The organism is Streptomyces sp. NPDC022910, from assembly GCF_055561075.1.
The window spans coordinates 1-16,866 of sequence record NZ_JBVHHL010000013.1; the positions used below are offsets into that span (position 1 = coordinate 1).

The 16,866-nt window shown below is 71.0% G+C and carries 14 protein-coding genes; 7 read left to right on the forward strand and 7 right to left on the reverse strand.

The annotated features are described in order from the left end of the window. Positions 1–193 precede the first annotated feature (193 nt). From ACZ3TS_RS15095 to ACZ3TS_RS15115, 5 genes are read right to left on the reverse strand one after another with little or no spacing between them, the layout of a single operon-like run. On the reverse strand, positions 194–1,504 hold the full coding sequence (locus ACZ3TS_RS15095; protein ID WP_467617753.1) for a DUF58 domain-containing protein: 1,311 nt from the start codon (positions 1,502–1,504) through the stop codon (positions 194–196). Next, positions 1,504–2,493, reverse strand: a complete 990-nt coding sequence (locus tag ACZ3TS_RS15100) for an AAA family ATPase (RefSeq protein ID WP_467617756.1) — start codon at positions 2,491–2,493, stop codon at positions 1,504–1,506. The genes ACZ3TS_RS15095 and ACZ3TS_RS15100 overlap by 1 nt, the downstream gene beginning before the upstream one ends. Continuing rightward, a complete protein-coding gene (locus ACZ3TS_RS15105; RefSeq protein WP_467617759.1) occupies positions 2,493–3,683 on the reverse strand; it encodes a DUF4350 domain-containing protein in 1,191 nt (396 codons plus the stop codon). The genes ACZ3TS_RS15100 and ACZ3TS_RS15105 overlap by 1 nt, the downstream gene beginning before the upstream one ends. Further along, positions 3,680–4,396, reverse strand: a complete 717-nt coding sequence (locus tag ACZ3TS_RS15110; protein WP_467617760.1) for a DUF4129 domain-containing protein — start codon at positions 4,394–4,396, stop codon at positions 3,680–3,682. Before ACZ3TS_RS15110 ends, ACZ3TS_RS15105 begins: the two co-directional genes overlap by 4 nt. A 4-nt stretch (positions 4,397–4,400) precedes the next feature. Beyond that, on the reverse strand, positions 4,401–5,747 hold the full coding sequence (locus tag ACZ3TS_RS15115; RefSeq protein ID WP_467617763.1) for a hypothetical protein: 1,347 nt from the start codon (positions 5,745–5,747) through the stop codon (positions 4,401–4,403). A 140-nt stretch (positions 5,748–5,887) separates the two neighbouring features. On the opposite strand from ACZ3TS_RS15115, the gene mtnA reads away from it, so the two are divergent. The 7 genes from mtnA (at position 5,888) to ACZ3TS_RS15150 (ending at position 14,797) form a co-directional block, all read left to right on the forward strand. Then, positions 5,888–7,030, forward strand: a complete 1,143-nt coding sequence (mtnA, locus tag ACZ3TS_RS15120; RefSeq protein WP_467617764.1) for an S-methyl-5-thioribose-1-phosphate isomerase — start codon at positions 5,888–5,890, stop codon at positions 7,028–7,030. An 8-nt stretch (positions 7,031–7,038) separates the two neighbouring features. Then, positions 7,039–7,728 (forward strand): two-component system response regulator MtrA, encoded by a 690-nt coding sequence (mtrA, locus tag ACZ3TS_RS15125; protein WP_199836122.1) that lies wholly within the window; start codon positions 7,039–7,041, stop codon positions 7,726–7,728. 1 nt (position 7,729) lies between these two features. Beyond that, the gene (mtrB, locus tag ACZ3TS_RS15130) at positions 7,730–9,781 is read left to right on the forward strand and encodes an MtrAB system histidine kinase MtrB (protein ID WP_467617768.1); all 2,052 of its coding nucleotides are present in this window, start codon (positions 7,730–7,732) and stop codon (positions 9,779–9,781) included. Beyond that, positions 9,771–11,603: an LpqB family beta-propeller domain-containing protein gene (locus ACZ3TS_RS15135; protein WP_467617770.1), complete on the forward strand. Its 1,833-nt coding sequence runs from the start codon at positions 9,771–9,773 to the stop codon at positions 11,601–11,603. The genes mtrB and ACZ3TS_RS15135 overlap by 11 nt, the downstream gene beginning before the upstream one ends. A 297-nt stretch (positions 11,604–11,900) precedes the next feature. Continuing rightward, positions 11,901–12,836 carry a ComF family protein gene (locus ACZ3TS_RS15140; protein WP_467617773.1) on the forward strand — a complete coding sequence of 312 codons (936 nt, stop codon included), beginning with the start codon at positions 11,901–11,903 and terminating at the stop codon, positions 12,834–12,836. Positions 12,837–13,151: 315 nt separating this feature from the next. Then, entirely contained in the window at positions 13,152–13,844 is a 693-nt protein-coding gene (hpf, locus tag ACZ3TS_RS15145; RefSeq protein WP_467617775.1) for a ribosome hibernation-promoting factor, HPF/YfiA family, read from the forward strand. A 206-nt stretch (positions 13,845–14,050) separates the two neighbouring features. Further along, a complete protein-coding gene (locus tag ACZ3TS_RS15150; protein ID WP_388374518.1) occupies positions 14,051–14,797 on the forward strand; it encodes a response regulator in 747 nt (248 codons plus the stop codon). Between the two features lie 36 nt (positions 14,798–14,833). Here ACZ3TS_RS15150 and ACZ3TS_RS15155 read toward each other — a convergent pair whose 3' ends face one another. Beyond that, on the reverse strand, positions 14,834–16,036 hold the full coding sequence (locus ACZ3TS_RS15155; RefSeq protein WP_467617778.1) for a winged helix-turn-helix domain-containing protein: 1,203 nt from the start codon (positions 16,034–16,036) through the stop codon (positions 14,834–14,836). Positions 16,037–16,123: 87 nt separating this feature from the next. Then, positions 16,124–16,702, reverse strand: coding sequence for a GNAT family N-acetyltransferase (locus tag ACZ3TS_RS15160; RefSeq protein ID WP_467617781.1), 579 nt, complete (start codon positions 16,700–16,702; stop codon positions 16,124–16,126). Positions 16,703–16,866: the final 164 nt, after the last annotated feature.

The window sequence follows — 16,866 nt, forward strand, 5'->3', positions numbered from 1 at the left end:
GCGCCGATGGTACTGCAGGGGGGACCCTGTGGGAGAGTAGGACACCGCCGAACAAATCTTGAGGAACCCCGCACCGTATGGTGCGGGGTTTTCTGCGTTTTCGGGCATTTCCGGCTCGTTAAGGAGTCCCACCCCCTCGAACCCACATGTGCACCCCTTGAACCCACATGTGCCCGTCAAATGCCCGTCGGATTCACAGTCGGCCCGCCGCCTTGAGCGCCAGATACGCATCGGCCAGCGCCGGCGCCAGATCTTCCGGCGTCGCGTCCATGACGGTGACCCCACGGCGGCGCAGCTGTTCGGCCGTGCGTGTGCGCTCCGTCCGAGCCTGGGCCGCTGCCGCTGCCACGTACACCGCCTCCGTGGTTCCCCGGGCCGTCGCCATACCAGCGATGTAGGGGTCGGCCACCGATGCGAGCAGAACGGTATGACGCTGGGTGAGGCGGGCCAGTACCGGCAGGAGTCCCTCCTCGACGGGGGCCGCGTCGAGGGTGGTCAGCAGGACGATCAAGGAACGGCGCGGTGCCGTGCGGAGTGCGGTGGCCGTGAGGCCGCGGGCATCCGTCTCGACGAGTTCCGGCTCCAGCGTCGCCATGGCGTTGACCAGCGACGGCAGGACTTCGCGAGCTGCACGGCCCTGGACCAGTGCGCGTACCCGGCGGTCGTAGGCGAGAAGATCCACCCGGTCGCCGGCCCGGGAGGCCAGCGCGGCCAGCAGGAGAGCCGCGTCCATGGAGGCATCCAGGCGCGGTGCGTCGCCGACCCGTCCGGCCGAGGTGCGGCCTGTGTCCAGGACCAGCAGGATGTGGCGGTCGCGTTCGGGGCGCCAGGTGCGCACCGCGACCGTCGTCTGGCGCGCCGTCGCACGCCAGTCGATGGAGCGGGTGTCGTCCCCGGGGACGTAGTCGCGCAAGCTGTCGAACTCGGTGCCCTCGCCGCGGGTCAACACGCTGGTGCGGCCGTCGAGTTCACGGAGGCGGGCCAGTTTGGAGGGAAGGTGCTTGCGGCTCGTGAAAGGCGGCAGGACCCTTACGGTCCACGGGACCTGGTGCGAGCCCTGGCGGGAGAAGAGACCGAGCGGACCATAGGAGCGGACGGTGACACGGTCCGCGTTCCGGTCGCCCCGTCGGGTGGGGCGCAGACGGGTTGTCAGACGGCGGCGTTCACCCGGAGGGACCGTCAGACGGTGGCGGGACGCGGCCGATTCGGTTCCGGGCTGCCAACTGCTGGGCGGCCAGGCGTCCCGCAGACGGGCGCGCAGCGTGCGGCCCGAGGGGTTGGTGACGGTGAGCGTCACGTCGGCCGCTTCGCCCAGGCGTACCGATGTGTCGCCGGATCGGCTCAGACGCAGCCGGCGTACGGGTGCGGCCAGCGCGAAGTCGCAGGCACACGCCAGGGCGAGTGGGCCGTTGACGGCGAGGATGCCCGTCCAGCCGGGTTCCCAGATGCCGACCGGGAGGGTGCCGAGTGCCGCCAGGAGGGCGGCGCGTCCGGTGAGTGGCATCAGCGGGGCACGGGGACGTGGGCGAGGATCGCGTTGATGACCGAGTCGGCGGTCACGCCTTCCATCTCGGCTTCCGGGCGGAGTTGGACCCGGTGACGGAGCGTCGGAAGCGCAAGCGCCTTCACGTCGTCGGGGATGACGTAGTCGCGGCCCGTCAGCCAGGCCCAGGCGCGGGACGTCGCGAGCAGGGCCGTAGCGCCACGCGGTGACACGCCGAGGGTGAGGGACGGGGATTCGCGGGTGGCGCGGCAGATGTCCACGACGTAGGCGGTGATTTCCGGGGAGACCGTCGTCTTGGCGACGGCGGCGCGTGCGGCCTCGAGGTCGGACGCGTTCGCTACGGGGCGCACGCCGGCGGCGCGCAGATCACGCGGGTTGAAGCCCGCGGCGTGGCGGGTGAGGACGTCGATCTCGTCCTGGCGGGAGGGGAGAGGGATCGTCAGTTTGACGAGGAACCGGTCCAGTTGGGCTTCTGGAAGGGGGTACGTGCCCTCGTACTCGACGGGGTTCTGCGTCGCGGCGACCAGGAACGGTTCGGGGAGCGGGCGCGGGGTGCCGTCGACCGTGACCTGGCGCTCCTCCATGGCTTCGAGGAGGGAGGACTGTGTCTTGGGCGGGGTGCGGTTGATCTCGTCCGCGAGGAGCAGGTTGGTGAACACAGGGCCGGGCTGGAACGAGAACTCGGCGGTCCGGGCGTCGTAGACGAGGGAGCCCGTGACGTCACTCGGCATCAGGTCCGGTGTGAACTGGACGCGCTTGGTGTCGAGTTCGAGCGTGGAGGCGAGTGCGCGTACGAGCAGTGTCTTGGCGACCCCGGGGACGCCTTCAAGGAGTACGTGTCCGCGGCAGAGGAGGGCGACGACGAGGCCGGTCACGGCGGGGTCCTGGCCGACCACGGCTTTGGCGATCTCGGCGCGCAGGGCCTCCAGGGAGGCGCGGGCGGTGCCCGCGTCCCTGGTGTACCCGGCGTTGTCAGTGGTCGGGTCCATCATGGACGGCGTACCTCTCTTTCGAGGGCGTCGAGTTGGTCGGCGAGGGCGATCAGGGCCGCGTCGTCGCCGGGCGGCGGGCCGAAGAGGAGGGAGTGCAGGGACTGTCCGTCGCCGTGGAGGTGCGCGGACAGCGCGGGAAGCAGGGCTTCGGGTGTGTGCGCCTGAGCCAGGGGGATGCCTACGAGGGGAGCGAGGCGGGTGCGGGTGGTGGAGCGCAGAGCGGCGGCCGCGCGGTCGCGAGCGTCCGCCTTGCGGTAGAGGCGGGCGCGGCCTTCGACGGTTTCGGAGGCGCGGATCGCGACGGGGAGTTTTTCGGGGACCAGCGGGCCGAGTCGGCGTGCCCGCCAGAGGGCGGCCAGGGCTGCGGCGATGAAGAGCTGCAAAGTGCCCCAGAGCCAGCCCGAGGGGAGCAGGTCGAGGAAGCTCTTGCGGCCCGAATCGGTGGCCGAGGCGTCGGAGAGCGAGGGGAGGTACCAGACCAAGTGGGAGCGGGAACCGAGCAGTTGGAGGGCGAGCGAGGCGTTGCCCTCCTTGTCGAGACGTTTGTTGTAGAGGATGTCGGGCGCGCCGAGGACGACGGTGTCACCGGCGCCGGAGGTGGCCGGAAGGCGCACCAGGGTGGGCAGGCCGTCGCTGGGGTAGCAGGTGTCGGCGCGGTCGGCGCTCGTGACGTAGCGGACCCCGCCCGTGTCGGCGGTACCCGCTCGCCTGGCGGCGGGCAGCTCGCAGCCGGGGTCCAGGGTGGAGTCGAAGCTGATGGCGGGATTGACCGAGACCCCGGGGGCGAGGGTGCCGACCGATGCCTCGGGGGCGATCAGGATCGTCCGGCCGCCGGAGTCCTTCATCGCCTGGTAGGTCAGTTGTTGTTGACGGTGCGTCAATTGGTCGGGCACGGCGATCAGAAGCGTGGTGTCGGGGGCCGCAGCGCTGCGCGCCTCGTCGAGGGTGGTGACGACGCGCGTGGAGACTCCCCGGTCGGCAAGGAGTGCGGCGACGGCGCGGCTGCCGTAGGGGTCGGCGGAGCGCGGGTCGAGGCTGCCGTGATGGGTGTCGGAGCGGATGACGGCGATCGTGAGCGCGCCGATCAGGAGGAGGGCGACGGCGAGCAGGACACCGCGTGCCCGGGTCCAGACCTGGCGCGCGGTGGGCGAGGCAGAGGTGGACGGAAGTGTGGCCTCGGTGGTCATTCGGCGGCTCCCTGGCGGGCGTTGGGGGCCGTAGCGTGGGAGCTGCTGGTCAGCTGGGGCTTGGTGCGCTCCAGGTCGTCGTCGAGGGCGGCGAGCCGGCGGTACGTTCCTTCGCCCGCGGCCCGGCCGCCGTATGTGACGTCGTCGAAGTCGCGTGCGGCGGTGCGCAGTCTGTCCGCGTGCTCGGGCAGGGTGCGGCCGGCTTCGGAGGCGGCCTCGTCGGCGGTGCGGCCGGGGCGTACGTCGAGGAGGGCGCGTTCCTCCAGGGAGCGGACGATCGCACGCATGCGTTCCTGGACGGCCTGGTTCCAGTGGCCCTGGGCGGCGTGCGCCTCGGCGGCCGCGCGGTGTTCGGCGGCGCTTCGTGGGCGGTCGTCGAAGAGCGTGGCGGACGTGGTGGGCGTGCGCCGCGGGGTGCCGAGGCGCCACCACAGGGCCCCGACGAGCGCCAGGACCGCGAGGACGATGGCGAGGAGGCCCACCCAGCCGCCGGGTGTCGCGGTCGAGGCGGCCCCGAAGAGCCGGGCGAGCCAGTCCCAGAAGGCGTTGAGGGCGCGCTGCAGCAGTCCGGGATCGTTCTCGTGGTACATCCGCTTGGACAGCTCACGCCGGGCCGCCTCCCGCGCCGGGTCGCGTGAGATCGTCACCGGTGGTTCGTCGCCCGAGCGCCACAGCACCGGTACGACTCTCAGTACTCCCCCCGTCAGGCTCACCGCATCAGCTCCCGGGTGTGGTGCGGGGGGCGCCGGAGCCGTAGTCCTGGATTCCGGCGGCGCGGGCCAGGTCCAGGTCGAGGGCCTCGCGGCGGATGCGCTGGTCGATGTAGAGGAGCACGGTCACGCCGGCGGTGAGCGGGAAGGTCAGCATGCGCGCGATCACCGAGCCGATCCCGCTCACGATGAGGAACGTCCAGCCGACGCTGTCGGTGGTGCCGTTGACGAGGCTGCTGATGCCGTCGCCGCTGAGCGTCCCGGCGAGGATGACGAACGGGATCACGATGAGCGATGCCACGATGGCCGAGATGATCTGGGCGAGCAGCTGAATGCCGAAGACGCGCCACCAGGCGCCGCGCACCAGCTTCGCGGAGCGGCTCATCGACTTGCGGATGCTCTGTTTCTCCAGTGTCAGCGCGGGCGGGGCGAGGGAGTAGCGGGTCGTGATCCACAGGGCGAGCACCCCGGCGCCGAGACCTCCGAGAACGGCCAAGGAGGCGCCGGCGGCGGTCGAGGCGGTAGCGGCGATGAGGATGCCGGGCAGCGTGCCCACGGCGATGATCACGAGGGCGATGAGCGGCAGCAGCAGCGTGAGGCCGATCAGCCTGGCCAGCTGCGGGCGGGAATGGCGCCGGGCTTGCGCGCTCACCGATTTGCCGAGCACCGCCTGGCTGGTGACGGGCGCGAGCAGCCCTGTCGCGACGATGGTGGCGAGCAGGACGATCAGCAGGACGACGCCGGAGCTCACCATCGCGTTGCCCATGGCCCGGCTCAGCTCGCGCACGGAGGCGTTGGGGTCGTTGAGGGTGTTCGTGGTGGTGCTGTCGTCCAGGACGAGTTTCTGGACCAGGAGGACGACGATCTGCATGACGACGGACACGGCGAGGGAGATGCCGAGGACCGTGCGCCAGTAGGTACGCATGGTGGAGACCGCGCCGTCGAGGATCTCGCCGACGCCGAGCGGTCGCAGCGGGATGACGCCGGGCTTGGCCGCGGGTGGCGGGCCCCAGGTGCCGCCCCATGCCCCGTGGTCGCCGACAGGGCCGCCCCAGCCGCCGTATCCGGTGCCCGGGCCTGCAGGGCCGCCGGGACCGGCGGGAGGGTGGGCGCCCCAGCCGGCGCCCCACCCCGGGCCGGGCGGAGGCGGTGGCGGGGTCTGGCCGGGCCCGTGAGGATGGGGAGCGGTCCACTGTCCGGGCGGGGGCTGGTCCTTGGACCAATTCGTCGGCGGCTGCGCCTGATCGGCACCGCCCTGGTCCGAGGGCTGCTCCGGGGGCTGCGCGCCGGAGGCGCCCTGCTGTCCGTCGGAGGGGGCAGATCCGGGCGAGGCCCAGCCCGGAGTGTCTTTCATCGTCGCTCCTTCACGGTGCCCGTCCGCGGTCGCGGCGGCGAGTTGGCAGCCATCGTGCCACGCTGCGTCCGTCAAGGGACCGGGGGGAGAGCCTGCTGGACGCCTTCAATTGTCGGCCCAGTACGGGGCAGACTGACCGCATGGCTGATCAGTACGCGCAATCCGGCGAGGACAAGAAGCCGGCGGAGATACCTGCAATCCGCTGGGACGAGCCACCCGAAGGGCCCGTACTGGTGCTTCTCGACCAAAGAAGGCTGCCTGCCGAGGAAGTCGAGCTCGTGTGCACGGACGCGCCCGCGCTGGTGGACGCGATCCGCACCCTCGCGGTGCGCGGAGCGCCGCTGCTCGGGATCGCCGGGGCGTACGGTGTCGCACTCGCCGCCGCCCGCGGTTTCGACGTGGACGAGGCCGCCGCCGCGCTGGCGGGCGCCCGGCCCACCGCGGTGAACCTGGCCGTCGGCGTGCGCAGGGCCCAGGCCGCGTACCGGGTGGCGCTCGCCGGCGGCGGTCAGGAGCAGGCCGCCGAGGCGGCGCTCGCCGCTGCGCGCGCGCTGCACCGGGAGGACGCCGAGGCCAGCGCACGGATGGCGCAGCACGGTCTGGCGCTGTTGGACGAGCTGCTGCCGGGCGGCGGGCACCGGGTGCTCACGCACTGCAACACCGGAGCGCTGGTTTCCGGCGGGGAGGGCACGGCGTTCGCGGTGGCGCTCGCGGTGCACCGGGCGGGGCGGCTGCGCAGGTTGTGGGTGGACGAGACGCGGCCGTTGCTGCAAGGTGCTCGTTTGACGGGGTACGAGGCGGCCCGCAACGGGATGGCGTACACCTTGCTCACGGACAATGCGGCGGGCTCGCTCTTCGCGTCCGGAGAGGTGGATGCCGTACTGATCGGGGCGGACCGGATCGCGGCCGACGGTTCGGTGGCGAACAAGGTGGGGAGCTATCCGCTCGCCGTGCTGGCCAGGTACCACCACGTGCCGTTCATCGTGGTGGCGCCGGTGACGACGGTGGATCTGGACACGCCGGACGGAGCGTCCATCGAGGTCGAGCAGCGGGCCGGTCACGAGGTGACGGAGGTCACGGCTCCTCGAGTGCCGGTGGCGGGAGCGGAAGCGGGAGGCGGGATACCGGTGGCACCCCTGGGGACCCAGGCGTACAACCCGGCGTTCGATGTGACGCCGCCGGAACTGGTGACGGCCATCGTCACCGAAGAGGGGATCGTGTCGCCCGTGACTGCCGAGGCCCTCGCGGCGCTGTGTGACAGGTCACGCCAGGTAACGATTTAGTTAATGGGATGATGTGGTCCATGAAGGGACGAGTCCTTGTCGTCGACGACGACACCGCACTGGCCGAGATGCTCGGCATCGTGCTGCGTGGTGAAGGTTTTGAGCCGTCTTTCGTAGCCGACGGTGACAAGGCGCTGGCCGCCTTCCGTGAGACCAAGCCCGACCTGGTGCTGCTCGACCTGATGCTGCCCGGGCGGGACGGCATCGAGGTGTGCCGTCTGATCAGGGCGGAGTCAGGCGTGCCGATCGTGATGCTCACGGCCAAGAGCGACACCGTGGATGTGGTGGTCGGCCTGGAGTCGGGCGCGGACGACTACATCGTGAAGCCGTTCAAGCCGAAGGAGCTGGTGGCCCGCATCCGGGCGCGGCTGCGGAGGTCGGAGGAGCCGGCGCCCGAGCAGCTCGCCATCGGCGACCTGGTCATCGATGTGGCCGGTCACTCCGTGAAGCGGGACGGGCAGTCGATCGCGCTGACGCCGCTGGAGTTCGACCTGCTGGTGGCCCTGGCGCGCAAGCCGTGGCAGGTGTTCACCCGGGAGGTCCTGCTCGAGCAGGTCTGGGGCTACCGCCACGCGGCGGACACCCGTCTTGTCAATGTTCACGTCCAGCGGCTGCGCTCCAAGGTCGAGAAGGACCCGGAGCGGCCGGAGATCGTCGTGACCGTTCGTGGTGTCGGTTACAAGGCCGGACCCAGCTGACATGTCGCGGGACAGTGCCGCTTCGGCGCCCGGTCGGCCGGGAGACCGTCCGGGGCGGCCTGTCGGGCGGCGGGGCTCCGGCTGGGAACGGTTCTTCGAGGGCGGGCTGCTTCAGGGCGGTGTCCAGGGCAGCCCGGTCCTCCGGCTCGTCATGCGCTGGGTGCGTCGTCCGCTGCTGGCCGTGATGCGGCTGTGGCGGCGCAACATCCAGCTCAAGATCGTCGTCACGACGCTGCTGATGTCGCTCGGTGTGGTGCTGCTGCTGGGTTTCGTCGTCATCGGACAGGTGCGCAACGGTCTGCTGGACGCCAAGGTGAAGGCGTCGCAGAGCCAGGCCGTGGGCGGCTTCACGGTAGCTGGGCAGAAGGCGGACAGCGCGGCCAGTGCGAGCGGCGGTGACGAGAACCCGGGCAGCGGCAGCAACGCCGTGCAGAACGTCAGCGGGTGGATGGGTGACCTCGTCGAGTCGCTCTCCAGCGGTGGCCAGGGCGCCTTCGACGTGGTCACGCTGAGCACGACGGCCGCGGACAACGACAACCGCGGACTCGGGCCGCGCGCGTCGGGCGGGGTGGACCCGAGCCAGAGCGTTCCGGAGGACCTGCGCAAGCGTCTCGACGCCGGCATGGGCGTCGCCCAGAGCTATACCCGCATCGTCTACACCGACAGCGGCCGCGCACCGCAGCCGGCGCTCATCATCGGCAAGCAGATCAACGACCCGAACGGACATCCGTACCAGCTGTACTACCTTTTCCCGCTCGCGCAGGAGGAGAAGTCGCTCAGCCTGGTCAAGGGGACGCTCGCGACCGCCGGGCTCTTCGTGGTGGTGCTCCTCGGGGCCATCGCCTGGCTTGTGGTGCGCCAGGTCGTCACCCCCGTCCGGATGGCCGCGGGCATCGCCGAACGGCTGTCCGCCGGGCGTCTGCAGGAACGTATGAAGGTCACCGGTGAGGACGACATCGCGCGTCTGGGCGAGGCCTTCAACAAGATGGCGCAGAACCTGCAGCTGAAGATCCAGCAGCTGGAGGATCTGTCGCGGATGCAGCGGCGGTTCGTCTCTGACGTCTCGCACGAACTGCGTACGCCGCTGACGACCGTGCGGATGGCGGCCGACGTCATCCATGAGGCGCGCGTCGACTTCGACCCGGTGACCGCACGGTCGGCGGAGCTGCTTGCAGACCAGCTGGACCGGTTCGAGTCGCTGCTCGCCGACCTGCTGGAGATCAGCCGCTTCGACGCGGGCGCGGCGGCGCTGGAGGCCGAGCCGATCGATCTGCGCGAGGTCGTGCGTCGGGTGGTGAGCGGCGCCGAGCCGCTCGCGGAGCGCAAGGGCACGCAGATACGCGTCGTCGGCGACCAGCAGCCCGTGGTGGCCGAGGCGGACGCCCGGCGCGTCGAGCGCGTACTGCGCAACCTCGTGGTCAACGCGGTCGAGCACGGCGAGGGCAAGGATGTCACCGTCAAGCTCGCCTCGGCGGGCGGCGCGGTCGCGGTCGCGGTGCGTGACTACGGAGTGGGGCTCAAGCCCGGCGAGGCGACCCGGGTGTTCAGCCGCTTCTGGCGGGCGGACCCGGCACGCGCGCGTACGACCGGGGGTACGGGCCTGGGGCTGTCCATCGCCCTGGAGGACGCGCGCCTGCACGGCGGCTGGTTGCAGGCGTGGGGGGAGCCGGGCGGGGGTTCGCAGTTCCGGCTCACACTGCCCCGGACCGCTGACGAGCCGCTGCGAGGGTCTCCGATACCACTGGAGCCCATGGACTCACGGCGCAATCGCGGGCTCAACGACGCCGGTCTGCCGCAGGGCGGCTCCGGCAGGCTCGCCACGGTGCCCAGGCAGGCCACGAGCGAGAAGGTGCCGGCACGTGACCCGATCGCACACCGGATGGCCGCGGTGACGCCGACGGCCGATCCGACCGCGCTGCCCGGAAACGGCGCGCGTGTGGTGCCGCGGCCCACCGGGGCCGTACGGCGCCCGGACGACAGCACACAGGAACCGTCGCAGGGCGTCGGCGGAACCGGCGAGCGTGAGCAAGGGGAGGCATGGGGTGGGCGCTGAGGGGGGCGGCCGGCGACGTGCGCTGCACATCGGGGTCTACGTCGGCTGTTGCGCCGTACTGCTGACCGGGTGTGCCTCGATGCCGGACAGCGGAGGTCTGAGCGGGGTCGAGTCCACGCCGCGGCAGGACACCCAGGTTCGCGTCTTCGCCATGCCACCGCGCGAGGACGCCGGGCCCTCGGAGATCGTGCAGGGCTTCCTGGAGGCGCTGACCAGTGACGACCCGCAGTACGAGACGGCGCGCAAGTATCTGACCGAGGGCGCCCGGCGCCGGTGGAACCCGGACGAGTCCACGACGGTGCTGTCCGACGGGCCGAACACCGTGCCCAACCACAGCGGGAGCCGGGAGGCGGACGACGACTACGCGTACACGCTGACCGGCAGCAAGCTCGCCCTGGTCGACGAGCAGCACGCGTACTCTCCGGACTCGGGGACGTACAGCAGGACTGTGCACCTCACGCTTGAGAAGAAGACCAACCAGTGGCGCATCGACTCGCTGCCGCAGGGTGTGGTGATGGGCAAGTCCGACTTCCAGCGCAATTACCTGTCGGTCAACAAGTACTACTACGCCGCGAACGTGCCCGCCGCGGCGAACGGACAGCTGAGCACCGTCGCGGACCCGGTGTACGTGCGCAGCAGGGTGGACCCTGTGACGTCGACGGTCCGCTCGCTGCTGAGCGGACCCACGCGCTGGCTGGACCCCGTGGCGACGTCGAGCTTCCCCTCCGGTACGGCCCTCGGGAAGGGCGTCACCTCGTTGTCGCCCGACGACCAGAACAAGCTGACGGTGCCGCTCAACGACAAGGCGGACCGGGTCGGGCAGACGCAGTGCGCCAGGATGGCGGCGCAGCTGCTGTTCACGCTCCAGGACCTGACACCCACGGGTGTGAGCCAGGTGGAGCTGCAGCGGTCGAACGGCAGGAAGCTGTGCCGGGTGAACGAGGACCGGGCCGAGATCATCGCCTCGCACGGCACGGTCAGGCGGCCCGACTACGAGTACTTCATCGACGGCAAGCAGCGGCTCGTCCGTCTGCCCGGTGGCAGCGCCTCCAAGGAACCCGAGCCGGTGCCGGGCGCGCTGGGTGAGGGCGGCAAGAAGCTGCGCGCGGCCGCGGTCTCGCGTGACGAGGACTCCGCCGCCGGGGTCTCGGCCGACGGCCGGTATCTGTACGTGGGCTCGCTGGTCTCGGGCGCCTCGCTCGGGGACGCCGTGCTGACCAGCCAGGGTGCGTCGGCGGACGACCGGCTGACGACGCCGAGCTGGGACGGCGGTGGCGACCTGTGGGTGGCCGACCGCGACCCGAAGCACGCGCGGCTGGTGATACTGCAGAAGGGCGCGGGCGAGCCGGTGGAGGCGAGCACGCCCGGCCTGGACGGACGCATCGACGCGGTGCGGGTGGCCGCCGACGGCGTCCGGATCGCGCTGATCGTGGAGAAGGACGGTAAGACGTCCCTGCAGATCGGGCGCGTCGAGCGGCACACCGGGACCGGCGGGCGGCTTTCGGTGTCGGTCCTCGAACTGCACTCGGTGACTCCCCAGCTGGAAGAGGTCACCGCCATGTCGTGGGCCGGTGACAGCCGGCTCGTGGTGGTCGGGCGTGAGTCCGGCGGAGTGCAGCAGCTGCGGTACGTGCAGGTCGACGGCTCCACTCCGACGGGCACTACGCCGGCCTCGCTCACGGGCGTCAAGCAGATAGCGGCGTCCGAGGACGAGCGGCTGCCGCTGGTGGCGTACTCGGAGGACGGGATCGTGCGGCTGTCGGCCGGGGCACAGTGGCAGAAGGTGGTCAAGGAGGGGACGGCCCCCGTCTATCCGGGATGAGTCGTGCCCGACCGCCGGTCAGTCGTCCCCGGCCGTCCGATGAGCCATGCGCGGGCCGTCGGGACGAGCCGTGGCGGGCCGGCGAGGTGACCCGTCCCTGGCTGACGGGGCGAGTCGCTGCCGGCGCCACGGCACTTGCCTCACGTCCGCCGGGCGAGCCTTCTCTGCTCGGCCCGGTGTGAGCCCTGAGGCCCGCGCGCCGCGCCTCGGGCGCGACCGGTGCGCGCACGCCGGTTGTCCACAGGAAGTTTTCCACAGGACTGGCAGGCTTCTGCGGGCGTTGGCACAGTGGTGGCCATGAGGGGGTGGTGGCAGGACCTCACCGACCTGGTGCTACCGGCCGAGTGCGGCGGCTGTGGCAGGCCGCGCGCGGTGCTGTGCCCTGAGTGCCGCGCGGCACTCCACGGGAGTGCACCGCGCCGGGTGCGGCCGGTGCCGGAGCCGACGGGACTGCCGATGGTGCACGCGGCGGCGGCGTACGAGGGCGCCGTGCGCGCCACGCTCCTGGCCCACAAGGAGCGAGGAGTCCTGGCACTCGCGGGACCGCTCGGGACGGCTCTGGCCGGGGCCGTACGGGCGGGGATGGCCGAGTGCGGGGCCGAGACCGGTCGGGCGGCGGCCGATGGAGGCCACTGCCCAACGGGTGCCGGGCCCCGGCGGGCCGGCAGCGGCCCGTCAGGGACCGGTGGCAGCCGGGTCCCCGTGCTGCTTGTGCCCGTGCCCTCCTCACGGCGGGCCGTGCGGGCGAGGGGGCACGATCCCGCGCGGCGGATCGCGCTCGCGGCGGCGGGAGAACTGCGCAGGGCCGGGACGGCGGCCCGGGTTGCGGCGGTGCTGCGGCAGCGACGGGCCGTGGCCGACCAGGCGGGGCTCAACTCCCGGCAGCGGCTGGCCAATCTCGCGGGCGCGCTGGAGGTCGCAGGCAGAGGCGGCCGGCTGCTGGCCGGCGGGCGGATCGTCCTCGTCGACGACCTGATGACCACCGGCGCCTCGCTGACGGAGGCGGCGCGTGCGGTCCTGGCGGCGCTCGCCGAGCCACGGACGGCGGACGCGGAGGTGTATGCGCGCGCGGCAGGGGAAGCAACGGGGGAACGAAGAGCAGTGCAGACGACGACACCGACGCGTCGGATGCGGGCGCCGCAAGGAATGGCCGCTGGGAGCGGCCTCGGAGACCGGATTCGCGCGGCGGTGGTCGCCGCCTCACCGGAATCTTTCGTAATGAACCGGAACTGACTCATAACTTGCGTCGTTGCAGGTAATGAGCAGGTCAATTCACCTGAACGGAGGTACGCCGCAGTAGAGGGTGACGACATCCGTCCGGGCGAGATATGTTCGGTTGTGAGGGAAAGGCGCAGGCCATCCCCCGCTTATCCGAATGCCGTGTTGCGGGCTTTCTGCGATCACCCGTAGCGATGGGGTGGAGATCTTGCCCATGGGGGAGGAGGAGGTGGAAGTCACCGAGTCCGAGGTTCCGGTGCTCATCGGAGCCTGGTGCACAAGGGAGACGCTCCGCCACGGATGCGGAGCGATCCGGGAACGGAGTTCTGCGTGGACATCGTCGTCAAGGGCCGCAAGACCGAGGTGCCCGAGCGGTTCCGGAAGCACGTGGCCGAGAAGCTGAAGCTGGACAAGATCCAGAAGCTCGATGGCAAGGTGATCAGCCTGGACGTCGAGGTGTCCAAGGAGCCCAACCCCCGACAGGCCGACCGTTCCGACCGAGTGGAGATCACCCTCTACTCCCGCGGTCCGGTGATCCGGGCGGAGGCGGCGGCCCGCGATCCGTACGCGGCGCTCGACCTGGCGGCGGAGAAGCTCGAGGCCCGGCTGCGCAAGCAGCACGACAAGCGCCACACCCGTCGCGGGGTGCGCAGGCTCACGGCAGCCGAGGTGCCCGACCACGTCCCGGGCGCCGCGACGCTCAACGGCAACGGCGGCGTCGTACCGGAGGAGGAGTCGGGCGGCGTGCCGGCCAAGAAGATCGGATCGCTCGAGGTGCAGGGCGAAGGCCCCCTCGTCGTCCGCGAGAAGACCCACGTCGCGTCCCCGATGTCGCTCGACCAGGCGCTCTACGAAATGGAGCTGGTCGGACACGACTTCTATCTGTTCGTCGACTCCGAGACCAAGCAGCCCAGCGTCGTCTACCGACGGCACGCATACGACTACGGCGTCATTCACCTCAGCACGGACCAGATGGTGGCTCAGGCGAAGACGGCCGACGCGGGCGGCGCTCTCGGCGGCTGAACCCGCTGGGTGAGTGCTGCAACCGGTGCCCCTGGTGAGCCTGTGCGCCCCCAGGGGCACCGGTGTGCGACCACTTCACGCGGCGCTCTGTCACCTGACTGTCGCTTGGGCATGAAATCATGGCCGCAACGGCTCAACCGGTGGGCCGTTGCCTTGGGTTGGCGATGGCTCAGGACCCACAGCCACAGCCTTCAGGGGGAGGAACGATGGCGGACAGCTTCGGACCGATGCGTGACGAGGATGCCGACGACGGCGTCGTCGGCATGGGCCCGGAGGCGGGCTCCCCACGCAAGGAGCCCATCCGTGTCCTCGTCGTGGACGACCACGCTCTCTTCCGCCGCGGTCTGGAGATCGTGCTGGCGGCCGAAGAGGACATCCAGGTCGTCGGCGAGGCGGGGGACGGCGCGGAGGCGGTCGACAAGGCGGCCGATCTGCTGCCCGACATCGTGCTGATGGACGTGCGGATGCCCAAGCGGGGCGGGATCGAGGCGTGCACCTCCATCAAGGAGGTGGCGCCCAGCGCGAAGATCATCATGCTGACGATCAGCGATGAAGAGGCCGATCTCTACGACGCGATCAAGGCCGGTGCGACCGGCTATCTCCTCAAGGAGATTTCCACGGACGAGGTGGCCACGGCCATTCGCGCGGTCGCCGACGGTCAGTCGCAGATCAGCCCCTCCATGGCGTCGAAACTCCTCACCGAGTTCAAGTCCATGATCCAGCGGACCGACGAGCGCCGACTGGTTCCGGCGCCCCGGCTCACCGACCGGGAGCTTGAGGTCCTCAAACTCGTCGCCACCGGAATGAACAACCGGGACATCGCCAAGGAGTTGTTCATCTCCGAGAACACTGTGAAGAACCATGTGCGCAACATCCTGGAGAAGCTGCAGTTGCACTCCAGGATGGAGGCCGTGGTCTATGCGATGCGGGAGAAGATCCTCGAAATTCGTTAGCGGGACGCGTCCCCGGCGACAGCTGGGTGCGAGGGATCAGTCCAGGGCATGGGCCAGCTCCCGGACGAGGGGCTCGCGCAGCGCCGGGGCGTCCACCCGCTCCACGCGTACGTTCGTGCAGTCCACCCAGGTCGCAGCCTTCAGCAGGGCCTGGGCCACCGCTGGGACGGCCCTGGGATCGTCCAGTGTGACCTGCTTGGCGACCAGCGTGCGGCCTTCGCGGGCGGGGTCCACGCGGCCGACCAGCCGGCCGCCGGAGAGCACCGGCATCGCGAAGTAGCCGTACACCCGCTTCGGCTTGGGGACATAGGCCTCCAAGCGGTGCGTGAAGCCGAAGATCCGCTCCGTGCGCGCCCGCTCCCAGATCAGGGAGTCGAAGGGCGAAAGGAGGGTCGTACGGTGCCGGCCGCGCGGAGAGGTCTTCAGGGCCGGCGGGTCCGCCCAGGCCGGCTTGCCCCATCCCTCGACCGTCACCGGGACCAGACCGGAGTCCGCGATCACCGCGTCGACCTGTTCGCCCTTGAGACGGTGGTAGTCCGCGATGTCCGCGCGGGTGCCGACGCCGAGGGACTGGCCCGCGAGGCGGACCAGGCGGCGCAGGCACTCGGTGTCGTCCAGCTCGTCATGGAGGAGCGCGTCGGGGACGGCGCGCTCGGCGAGGTCGTACACCCGCTTCCAGCCGCGGCGCTCGACGCACACCACCTCGCCGTACATCAGCGCGCGCTCCACCGCGACCTTCGTGCCGGACCAGTCCCACCACTCGCTGGTCCTCTTCGCTCCGCCCAAGTCCGTGGCCGTGAGAGGGCCTTCGCTGCGCAGCTGCTTGATGACCTGGTCGTAGACACCGTCCGGGAGCGTGTGGTTCCAGTGCGGGCGGGAGCGGTAGGCGCGGCGGCGGAAGGCGAAGTGGGGCCACTCCTCGATGGGGAGGATGCAGGCGGCGTGGGACCAGTACTCGAACGCGTGAGGCCGGGCGGCGGTCGTGCCCTCGGGCGACGGGGTCCAGTACGCAGAGTCGACCGTCGTGCGGCCTATCGCGCCCAGGCGGGCGTACGGGATGAGTTCGTGGGAGCGGGCGAGGACAGAGATGGTGTCGAGCTGGACCGCGCCGAGGTGGCGCAGGACGCCGCGGACACCCGCCTTGCGGTCGGGAGCACCGAGGAAGCCTTGGGCGCGGAGGGCGATGCGGCGGGCTTCGTCGGCGGTCAGTTCGATGGCGGGGCGTGGAAGACTCGGCATGGTCACACGGTAGGGCGTGGCACTGACAACTCGCGATGAGCTGGGGTTTCAGGCCCTGACCGCACCCGGCGGCACGACTGCCCGCGGTCAGGACGGCTGCGCGGGCGCCGGCAGATACGGTGCCGTCGACGGCAGCCCCAGGTCCGACGGCAGCAGTGAACCCACCCAGCAGTCCCGGCGCACGCCCTTGTTGGTGATTGCGGAGCGCAGGACGCCCTCGATGGTGAAGCCCGCGCGTTCCGCGACCGCCCGGGAGCCCGCGTTGCCCACCTCCGCGCGCCACTCCACGCGGTCGACCGACAGATGGGTGAAGGCCCAGCGCGACGCGCCGAGCGTCGCCTCCGTGATGTAGCCGTTGCCCCGGTGTTCCTTCGCTGCCCAGAAGCCGACCTCGGCGACGCCCAGCGAGCGCATCGTCAGGCCGAGCATGCCCACCAGCGGCCCGGAGGGGAGGAAGACGCCGAAGGTGAACATCGAGCCGTCCGCCCAGCCGTCGGGCACCATCTGTCCGACGAACCCTTCCGCGTGCTCGGGAAGATACGGCGACGGGATCGTCGTCCACCGCTGGATGTCGGCATCCTGGGCGGCTTCGTACACCGCGTCGGTGTCCTGCGGGCCCACGGTGCGCAGCAGGAGACGTTCGGTGGTCACGGTGACGGGGTCCATCGCCCGATTCTGCTCGGGCTCCCGCCACGGCGCCACGACTTTTCACACCTGGCCGCCGTCCGCCCTCCGCCGCCTGCTGCCGGACCCCCATTGCCTGCGACCGCCCCGTCGCCCTGCTCCGCGACCCGCCACGCCGTCGTCGCGACGGGTTCGTCACCGCGTGA

Excerpts from the sequence above, each read along its gene's own strand:
- ACZ3TS_RS15100 (WP_467617756.1), bottom strand. The coding sequence starts at position 2,493 with ATGGACCCGACCACTGACAACGCCGGGTACACCAGGGACGCGGGCACC.
- mtrB (WP_467617768.1), top strand. The coding sequence starts at position 7,730 with ATGTCGCGGGACAGTGCCGCTTCGGCGCCCGGTCGGCCGGGAGACCGT.
- ACZ3TS_RS15160 (WP_467617781.1), bottom strand. The coding sequence starts at position 16,702 with ATGGACCCCGTCACCGTGACCACCGAACGTCTCCTGCTGCGCACCGTG.
- ACZ3TS_RS15095 (WP_467617753.1), bottom strand. The coding sequence starts at position 1,504 with ATGCCACTCACCGGACGCGCCGCCCTCCTGGCGGCACTCGGCACCCTC.
- ACZ3TS_RS15155 (WP_467617778.1), bottom strand. The coding sequence starts at position 16,036 with ATGCCGAGTCTTCCACGCCCCGCCATCGAACTGACCGCCGACGAAGCC.
- ACZ3TS_RS15105 (WP_467617759.1), bottom strand. The coding sequence starts at position 3,683 with ATGACCACCGAGGCCACACTTCCGTCCACCTCTGCCTCGCCCACCGCG.
- mtrA (WP_199836122.1), top strand. The coding sequence starts at position 7,039 with ATGATGTGGTCCATGAAGGGACGAGTCCTTGTCGTCGACGACGACACC.
- ACZ3TS_RS15115 (WP_467617763.1), bottom strand. The coding sequence starts at position 5,747 with ATGAAAGACACTCCGGGCTGGGCCTCGCCCGGATCTGCCCCCTCCGAC.
- mtnA (WP_467617764.1), top strand. The coding sequence starts at position 5,888 with ATGGCTGATCAGTACGCGCAATCCGGCGAGGACAAGAAGCCGGCGGAG.
- ACZ3TS_RS15150 (WP_388374518.1), top strand. The coding sequence starts at position 14,051 with ATGGCGGACAGCTTCGGACCGATGCGTGACGAGGATGCCGACGACGGC.
- ACZ3TS_RS15140 (WP_467617773.1), top strand. The coding sequence starts at position 11,901 with ATGAGGGGGTGGTGGCAGGACCTCACCGACCTGGTGCTACCGGCCGAG.